General features: G+C 72.3%; 8 protein-coding genes. 3 read left to right on the top strand and 5 right to left on the bottom strand.

Annotated elements, in window-relative coordinates; all coding sequences use genetic code 11:
- Positions 1 to 289 precede the first annotated feature (289 nt).
- The gene (locus tag AB0G08_RS14255; RefSeq protein ID WP_358087210.1) at positions 290 to 1,522 is read right to left on the bottom strand and encodes a cytochrome P450; all 1,233 of its coding nucleotides are present in this window, start codon (positions 1,520 to 1,522) and stop codon (positions 290 to 292) included.
- Between the two features lie 243 nt (positions 1,523 to 1,765).
- Here AB0G08_RS14255 and AB0G08_RS14250 point away from each other — a divergent pair, with 243 nt between their 5' ends.
- Genes AB0G08_RS14250 through AB0G08_RS14240 form a run of 3 tightly spaced genes read left to right on the top strand, consistent with a single transcriptional unit; the run spans position 1,766 to position 3,615 of the window.
- Positions 1,766 to 2,629 carry a 3-hydroxybutyryl-CoA dehydrogenase gene (locus AB0G08_RS14250; protein ID WP_358087208.1) on the top strand — a complete coding sequence of 288 codons (864 nt, stop codon included), beginning with the start codon at positions 1,766 to 1,768 and terminating at the stop codon, positions 2,627 to 2,629.
- Entirely contained in the window at positions 2,626 to 3,123 is a 498-nt protein-coding gene (locus AB0G08_RS14245) for a YbaK/EbsC family protein (protein WP_358087206.1), read from the top strand. Before AB0G08_RS14250 ends, AB0G08_RS14245 begins: the two co-directional genes overlap by 4 nt.
- Before the next feature lie 3 nt (positions 3,124 to 3,126).
- Positions 3,127 to 3,615: a pyridoxamine 5'-phosphate oxidase family protein gene (locus AB0G08_RS14240; RefSeq protein ID WP_358087205.1), complete on the top strand. Its 489-nt coding sequence runs from the start codon at positions 3,127 to 3,129 to the stop codon at positions 3,613 to 3,615.
- A gap of 25 nt (positions 3,616 to 3,640) precedes the next feature.
- On the opposite strand, the gene AB0G08_RS14235 is transcribed toward AB0G08_RS14240, so the two are convergent.
- The 4 genes from AB0G08_RS14235 to AB0G08_RS14220 all read right to left on the bottom strand — a co-directional run bounded on the left by AB0G08_RS14235 (position 3,641) and on the right by AB0G08_RS14220 (position 7,886).
- A complete protein-coding gene (locus AB0G08_RS14235) occupies positions 3,641 to 4,273 on the bottom strand; it encodes a hypothetical protein (protein WP_358087204.1) in 633 nt (210 codons plus the stop codon).
- Positions 4,274 to 4,276: 3 nt separating this feature from the next.
- Complete coding sequence (locus AB0G08_RS14230) at positions 4,277 to 6,001, bottom strand: acyl-CoA dehydrogenase family protein (protein ID WP_358087202.1); 1,725 nt, start codon at positions 5,999 to 6,001, stop codon at positions 4,277 to 4,279.
- A gap of 95 nt (positions 6,002 to 6,096) precedes the next feature.
- Complete coding sequence (locus AB0G08_RS14225) at positions 6,097 to 7,146, bottom strand: methyltransferase (RefSeq protein ID WP_358087201.1); 1,050 nt, start codon at positions 7,144 to 7,146, stop codon at positions 6,097 to 6,099.
- Positions 7,143 to 7,886 (bottom strand): N-acetyltransferase, encoded by a 744-nt coding sequence (locus AB0G08_RS14220; RefSeq protein ID WP_358087199.1) that lies wholly within the window; start codon positions 7,884 to 7,886, stop codon positions 7,143 to 7,145. Before AB0G08_RS14220 ends, AB0G08_RS14225 begins: the two co-directional genes overlap by 4 nt.
- Between the last annotated feature and the right edge of the window lie 8 nt (positions 7,887 to 7,894).

The following is a 7,894-nucleotide window of genomic DNA, read 5'->3' as shown; positions in this document are numbered from 1 at the left end:
TCGAACCCGGCCGCAGCCTCCAAGAACTCCAACAACGCATCCTCGAACACGACGCCAAAATCCAGATCCCCGCACTAACCCACTGACCCACCCCGCACCCGCCCACGCGTTCCGGGCGCGGACGCGGGGAGGCGATCCCCCTGGCGTGCGCGCCGCCGCGACGGTTCCTGGACGCGATCAGGCGCAGTGGCTCGCGACGGTCTCGGGCGAGACCGTCGGGAGCCACTGCGCCTGATGCCGTCCGCGCCGCTGCCCGACCCGGGAGCCGGGCCGGGCGGCGCGGGGTCGCCTACCGGTGGTTCAGCAGCACCGGCAGCGACGCCACGTCGTTCGCCATGAACGAGCGCAGCGGCTGGATCTCGTCCGGCGACACGGCCAGCGCGAGGCGCGGGAAGCGGGCGAACAGCGCCGGCACCGCCACGGCCGCCTCCAGTCGCGCCAGGCGGGCGCCGGGGCAGAAGTGCGGGCCCGCGCCGAACGCGAGGTGCTCCTTGTTCTCCCGGTCGATGTCGAACACCCCCGGGTTCTCGTGCACGGCCGGGTCGCGGCCGTGTGCCAGGTAGCTGATGAGGATGGCGTCGCCCGCCCGGATGACGACCCCCTCGCCGAGGTCGATGTCCTCCTTCGCCCAGCGCATCGGCAGTGCCGCCACCGGGCAGTGCGCCCGCAGCGCCTCCTCGATCGCGTCCGGCCAGCGGGCCGGGTCGGCCAGCAGGGTCGCCAGCTGGTCGGGGTTGGCGAGCAGCTCGCGGACCGTGTGGTCGATCAGCGTCACGGTCGTCTGGCTGCCGCCGCCGATGAGCAGCAGCAGCATGTCGACCAGCTCCTGCTCGCTGAGCGGCTCCTCGCCCTCCACCCGGGCCGCCATCAGGAAGCTCGTCAGGTCGTCGGAGGGCTCGCGGCGCTTGAGGTCGATCAGCGTACGCATGGCGACGTTCATGTCGACGTAGACCGCGGCCGACTCCTCCTCCGGCACGTTGTCGGTGTTGAGCACCACCCGCAGGATGCGCAGCACCTCGGGCCGCAGGTCGTCCGGCACCCCGAAGAGGTCGCAGATCATCCTGGTCGGCAACTGCTGGGAGTACGTGGTGTGCAGGTCGACCGGCTCGTCCGACGGGCGGGTGGCCAGGTCGTCGAGCAGCCGCTCGGCGATGAGTTCCAGGTGCGGACGCATCGCGTCGATCCGCTTCGGCGTCAGCGCCGGCGCCACGAGCTGCCGCAGGCGCTGGTGCTCGCGGCCCTCCGCCGTGGACATGGACTCGACGTCCACCCAGGGCGACAACCACTTGATCTCGCCGGGGGTGTAGCTGGGCACGTTCTTCTTGACGTTGCGGGACACCCCGGGGTGGGTCAGCAGGCGCCGGACCACGTCGCCGCGCGTGATCGACCAGGCCAACATGCCTTCCGGCAGCTCGACGGCCACCGCGGGGCCGGCCGCGCGGAGCTCGTCGATCTGCGCGTACAGGCACTTGCCGCCGCGACTGTCGAGCTGGGTGGTGGGGGCAGCGCTGAAGTCGACCATAGTGCGCCTCCTACGAGGATGAGGGAACGACAGAAAGGTAACGGTCGATCGGCAACTGTCGAGTAATGGCTTTCTCGCATCCGCCACGAATGTGGCTGGACAAAGGCGCAGGTCATTGCGACCGATCGGCAGGCCACCCTATCGTCCTTCCCAACGACACTCGTCAGGGAGCGGCGATCCCGCCCTACTCGTCGAATTCCGCGGCAAACCATTTCTGTGAACGTGTGTGCGGAGGCAGGGAACATGGACAGGATTCGCCGGATCGGCGTCGTCGGATGCGGGGTCATGGGCGCCGGAGTGGCCGAGACGTGCGCGCGGGCCGGGCTCGACGTGCTCGTCGCGGTGTCGCGACCGGGTTCGGTCGCGCCGGGCCGGGCGCGGCTCACCGCGTCGCTGGACCGCGCGGTGGGCAGGGGCAAGCTGAGCGAGGCGGACCGGGACGCGGCACTGGCCCGGGTGTCCTTCACCGCCGACCTGGCGGACTTCGCCGACCGGCAGCTGGTCATCGAGGCCGCGTCGGAGCAGGAGTCGATCAAGCTCGACGTGTTCGCCACGCTCGACAAGGTCGTCGAGGACGAGGACGCGATCCTCGGCTCGAACACGTCCTCCCTGCCGATCGTGAAGCTCGGCGGCGTCACCGCCAGGCCCGAGCAGGTGGTCGGCATCCACTTCTTCAACCCCGCGCCGGTGCTCCCGCTCGTGGAGGTCGTCGGCTCGGTGCGCACGGACGCGCGGACCGTCGAGACGGTCGACGCGTTCGTCACCGAGGTGCTCGGCAAGCAGGTCGTCCGCGCCAAGGACCGCGCGGGCTTCGTGGTGAACGCGCTGCTGATCCCGTACCTGCTCTCCGCAGTCCGGATGGTGGAGTCCGGGATGGCGTCGGTGACCGACATCGACAAGGCGATGACGCTCGGCTGCGCCCACCCGATGGGTCCGCTGCGCCTCGTCGACCTGATCGGGCTCGACATCGTGGCCGCGATCAGCGAGTCGCTGTACCGGGAGTTCCGGGAACCGCACTACTCGCCGCCGCCGCTGCTCGCCCGCATGGTGGCCGGCGGCATGCTCGGCAAGAAGTGCGGCCGGGGTTTCTACGAGTACGGGCGATGAGCACGTACGAGAGGCTGACCAGGCTGCTGGAGTCCCACGGCGCGCGATTCCGCCTCATCCCGCACGAACCGCAGGGCGTCACCTCCCCGGCCAGCCGGCTGCGCGGCCACCCGCTGTCCCAGGCGGCCAAGTGCATCGTCGCGCGGGTCAAGCTCGGCAAGAAGGTCAACCGTTTCGTGCTGGCCGTCGTCCCCGGCGACCGGCTGGTCGCGCTCGACGCGGTGCGGCAGCTGTGGGACGGCACCTACGTGTCGTTCGCGACCCGCGAGACGGCCGAGGAGCTGTCCGGCTGCGTCAGCGGCACGATCGTCCCGTTCAGCTTCCGCGACGACCTGGAACTCGTGGCGGACCCCCGGCTGCTGGACGAGCCGGAGATCTACTTCAACGCCGCCCGGCTCGACATGTCGATCGCCCTGGACACGCGGGACTACGTACGCCTGGCCGGGCCGAGGATCGCGTACATCGCCGGCACGTCCCTCGCGGAGGTGGGCTGACCCATGGACCTCGTCGACCGTCTGCACCGCGTCCTCGCCGACGCCAAGTACCTGTCCCTGTCCACCGTCTCCCCCGACCGCCGGCCGTGGACGGCGGTGTTGCAGTACGCGTGGCTGCCCGACCCGCTGCGCTTCCTGTTCGGCTCCGCGACCCAGTCCCGGCACAGCCGGCACGTGGCGGCCCGCCCGACGGTGAGCGGGGCGCTCTTCGTCACCGGCGACGGCGGGCTCACCGAGGTCGACGGCGCCCAGTTCACCGGCACCTGCCGGGAGCTGACCGCCGACGAGGTGCGCGCGCACCACGGCACGTTCTACGAGGCCCTGCTGCCGGACGAGACGAGCAGGGCGGAGTACACGTTGCCCGTGTCGGCGCTGCTGCCGCCGGCGGAGCACCGGATCTACCAGGTCTCGGTGGACCGCGTGTGGCTCGTCGACACCAGCACCTGGATCGAGGACCGGATCGACCGCCGGATCGAGGTGGACCTGCCCTGACGGGCGGTCCACCCCGGTCCCGGGGTCACTCGGCCATCGTCGCCCAGAACACCGCCTCGTAGGCGTGCACCATCCGCGCCGCGCGCAGGGCCTCCACCGGGTCGTCGCCCGTCGACAGGCCGGTCGACACCACCCCGGCGGCCTGCTCCAGCACCTCGTCCGGCGTCTCGGCGAAGTAGCGGAAGTGGGCCACCGCCTCGTCGGAGAACCCGTACCGCGCCTGGAGGGCGTCGGCCATCCGGGCGTAGAAGCCGCCCGACTCCGGGACGTTGACCAGCAGGGCCAGCGGGATCGCCGAGCGCGGCCCGAACACGGCGGTCCGGACGATGAAGGCGGGGTACGCCTGGGCCAGCGGTCGCGGTTCGTGCGCCCGCAGCTCCTTCTCCCCCCGGCCCACCGCGGCGGCGAACGCCGGCAGCAGGCCCAGCGCCTCCTCCTCGGCGCCCGCCATGGCCAGGAACAGCGGCTCGGGGAAGCGGGCCGCCAGGAACGCGAAGCTGCTCCGGTCGCTGGACACCAGGTGGTACAGCTCGCCGGCCAGGGCGCTCAGTTGGCCGGCCGACACCTCACCGCGCTCCAGCTGCTCCAGGAACCGGTTGGGCGCCAGCTCCAGCGACCGCCGGCCCTGTGCCACCAGCTCTGCCACGTGCTCGTCCACTAGTCACCTCCGAATCGTGCGGTGCAGGTTCGGGCGGGTCGCCGGTCCCGGGGCGGGCTCGGCGATCCACGGCCCCTCGATGGACGCGTCGAGCACGCCCTCTTCCAACCAGGTGAAGCTGCCGTCCAGCACCCGCCGGGCCACCGCGACGTCGTCGCCGTCGGTGTCGGCCCGCAGCCGCCGGCTGAGCTCCGCCACCCGCTGGCGGGACTGCCGGCAGAACGCGTCGGCCAGCTCGACCGCGGTGCCGCCGAGCGCCTTGGCGTACACGCAGGCGGCGGTCATCGCGTACAGCTCGGCGGCGACGTCCACGACGCGGCCGAGGAACAGCTGCCGCTGGGCCACCGCCTCGCCCCATCGCTCCCGGCCGTCGGCGAGGTGCCGGGCCAGCTCGGCGCTCGTCGCGTCGGCGAACGACAGGTGCCCGGCCAGGTCGCCGAAGCCGGGCGGCGGCGTGAACGGCGTGGACCGGTCGGCCGGCCCCTGTTCGTCGGCCAGCGCGTCGGTCCCGACGAACACCCGCAGCGCCTCGCTGGAGCCGTCGAAGATCCGGCCGATGCGCAGGTCCCGGAACAGCTGCTCGACGGGGACGCCGCGCTCGCCGCGCGCGGCGGCCGACTCCGCGGTCTCGTACCCGCGACCGCCCCGGATCTGCATGAGTTCGTCGACGACCCGCCACGCCTGCTCCGACGCGAACAGCTTCGCGAGCTCGGCCTCCGTGTGCGTGTCCAGCAGGCCGGCGTCGGCGTGCCGGCCGGACACCTCGACCATGGCCTCCAGGGCGAAGGCGGTCGCCGCGATGTACGCGATCTTGCCCGCCACCGCCTCGTGCTCGCCGATCGGCCGGTCCCACTGCACGCGGACGCCCGACCACTCGCGGGCGATCCTGAGGCTCCACTTGGCGGCGGCGGCGCAGACCGCGGGCATCGACAGCCGGCCGGTGTCCTGCGCGGCGAGCGCCACCTGGAGCCCCTGCCCCTCCGGCCCGATCCGGCGGCTCTGCGGCACCACGACGTCGTGCAGCCGGACGACCCCGTTCTCCAGGCCGCGCAGGCCCAGGAAGGAGCTGCGGTGCTCCACGGTGACCCCCGGCGCGTCGGCCTCCACCACGAACGCGGACATGCCGCCCGGGCCGCTCTCCGACGGCGGGACCAGGGCCATCACCACGATCAGGTGGGCGATGGTGCCGTTGGTCGTCCAGAGTTTCACCCCGTCGAGTCGGTAGCCGCCGTCGTCGGTGGGGGTGGCGGTGGTGCGCATCCGGAAGGGGTCGTTGCCGATGTCCGGTTCGGTGAGGGCGAAGGCGGAGATCTCGCGTACGCACCTCGGCAGCAGCTCACGCTTCTGCGCGTCGGTGCCGAAGAGCCGCAGCGGCTGGATGAGGCCGATCGCCTGGTGCGCGCCGAGCAGCTCACCGAGCGAGGAGTGCGCGCTGCTGACGATCATCAGGGCGCGGTGGTAGCAGACCCCCGACAGGCCGAGCCCGCCGTACTCCCGGGGGAGCTTGATGGCGAACGCGCCGAGGTCGCGCAGGCCGTCGACCACCTCGTCGGGGATCCGGTCCTCGCGCTCGATGAGCCGGCCGTCCACCTTGTCCGTGCAGAACGCGCGCAGCCGCGCGAGGAACGCCTCGGCGTCGGCGTCGAGCGTGGCGTCGGGCAGCGGGTCGAGCAAATCGACCCGCAGCCTGCCGCGCAGGAGTTCGCTGCCGAAACTCGGTCTGGACATCGTTGCCTCCCCGTCGGCGGGTGCTCAGGTGCGGGACACGGACGGGCCACGTCCGCCCGCCGGGGCGGTGCGGACGTGGTCCGTCGTCGACTCGGTCAGCTCGCCGGCACGGCCTTGATCAGCGAGAGGGGGCCCGCGGCGCCGTGGCCGCACCACTCGACGGTGAAGCCGGTCTCGGCGAGCAGGGCCCGGAACTCGCTCTCGGTCCGCTCCCTGCCGCCGGCGGTCACCAGCATGTTGATGTCCGTGTAGAACATCACCGGGTTGTCGGTGTTCGCGGTGTCCGGCAGCACGGATCCGACGATCAGCAGCGTCGCGTCGGCGGGCAGGTTCGCGCGCACCGTGGCCAGCAGCTTCCGGGCGTTCTCGTCGTCCCAGTCCTGGAAGACGCTCTTGATGATGTAGAGGTCGCCGCCGTCCGGCACGGACGAGAAGAAGTCGCCCGCGACGATCTCGCAGCGCTCGGAGACCCCGGCGGCGGCGAGCACGCCGGCGGCCTCGGCCACGCCCGCGGCGCTGTCGAAGCACACTCCCCGCAGGTGCGGGTGGGCGCCGAGGATCGCGGCGAGCAGCGTCCCGTCGCCGCCGCCGACGTCCACGACGGTACGGACGCCGGAGTAGTCGTACCCGTCGGCGACGAGCTGGGCGGATGCCCTCGACTCCTGCCCCATCGCCACGTTGAACAGCGTCGACAGCTCGGGGTTCTCGGCGAGGTGCACGTAGGCGTTCTTGCCGTGCACGTGGTCGAAGGCGCACTCGCCGGTCTCGATGGAGTGCCGCACCTGCTGCCAGGACGAGAACAGGGTGGGGTTGGTGAAGAACCGGGTGAACGCCCACAGCGAGTTCGGCGAGTCGGTGCGCAGCTGCTCGCCCACCTCGGTCAGCCGGAACTCGCCCGGCGTCGGCTCGGCCAGCACGCCGATGGCCACGAGGGTGCGCAGCAGCCGGTGCAGCGACGGCGCGTGGGTGCCCGTCGCCTCGGCGAGCTGCGCGCTGGTGACGCGGCCGTCGTGGATGTGGTCGGCGAGCTTCAGCTCGGCGGCGAGCGCGAGCGACTGTGACGCCATGTAGCCGCCGATGATCTCGATCAGCGCGGCGCGGTTGCGGATCTTGGAGGCCAGGGTGGCCGGGACGGTGCTGGTCATCGGTCATGCCTTTCCGCGAGGGGGTGTCGGACCCAGACGTTGGGCTCGACGTAGACGGCGTGGTCGTGGTCGACGTTCACCGCGACCGGGGTCAGGGCACCCGGCACGACGACCGGTCCGCTGGTGTCGAAGGGCAGCCCGGTCCAGGCGCGCCACTGCGCGAGGCTGCCGGAGATCGTCATGGAGGCCGGGCAGACCTGGAGGACCTGCCCGCCCGCCCGGACGTGGACGCGCAGCCACGGGTCGACCGGCAGCCCGTCGTCGCGGGTCCGCGCGGCGTACCCCGTCATCGGTGCGTGCGGCTCGGCGTGCTTGCCGCTGGGCCGGACGGGCCCCACGACGTCGCGGTAGCCGTGTCGGCGGGCGTTGTCCTTGACCGCCGCCAGGATGCGCCCCGACATGTTGCGGGCCTGCATGCCCGGCACCACGGCTATCTCCAGCGCGCACAGCGCGGTGAGCTCGCGGCCGGCGGCGGTGTCGAGCATGCTCAGCCCCAGCACCGCGTCCCAGCCGGTGTCGGGCAGGCTCGCCGGGTCGCCGTCCCAGGCGAACGGCACGCTGGCCGCGCGGGCGATCACCGTGTCGTCGGCGTCGAGCACGACGAGCTGGTGCTCGGGGTACCGGTCGAGGGCCCAGCCGATCACCATCGGCTCGGGCGGGATGTACTCGGGCCAGGACGCCTCCATCTGGAGCATCCCGTCCCGCAGGTCCGGTCGCTCCGCGAGCGTCAGCACGCGCATGCGGGTCA

Source organism: Micromonospora sp. NPDC023644 (assembly GCF_040640115.1).
Lineage (GTDB): Bacteria > Actinomycetota > Actinomycetes > Mycobacteriales > Micromonosporaceae > Micromonospora.
Note: the sequence above shows the minus strand (reverse complement) of the source record. Positions and strands in the feature narration are given on the sequence as shown.

Coding starts and splice junctions, on each gene's coding strand:
- AB0G08_RS14220 (WP_358087199.1), bottom strand. CDS start 7,886: ATGCGCGTGCTGACGCTCGCGGAGCGACCGGACCTGCGGGACGGGATG.
- AB0G08_RS14225 (WP_358087201.1), bottom strand. CDS start 7,146: ATGACCAGCACCGTCCCGGCCACCCTGGCCTCCAAGATCCGCAACCGC.
- AB0G08_RS14230 (WP_358087202.1), bottom strand. CDS start 6,001: ATGTCCAGACCGAGTTTCGGCAGCGAACTCCTGCGCGGCAGGCTGCGG.
- AB0G08_RS14245 (WP_358087206.1), top strand. CDS start 2,626: ATGAGCACGTACGAGAGGCTGACCAGGCTGCTGGAGTCCCACGGCGCG.
- AB0G08_RS14240 (WP_358087205.1), top strand. CDS start 3,127: ATGGACCTCGTCGACCGTCTGCACCGCGTCCTCGCCGACGCCAAGTAC.
- AB0G08_RS14255 (WP_358087210.1), bottom strand. CDS start 1,522: ATGGTCGACTTCAGCGCTGCCCCCACCACCCAGCTCGACAGTCGCGGC.
- AB0G08_RS14250 (WP_358087208.1), top strand. CDS start 1,766: ATGGACAGGATTCGCCGGATCGGCGTCGTCGGATGCGGGGTCATGGGC.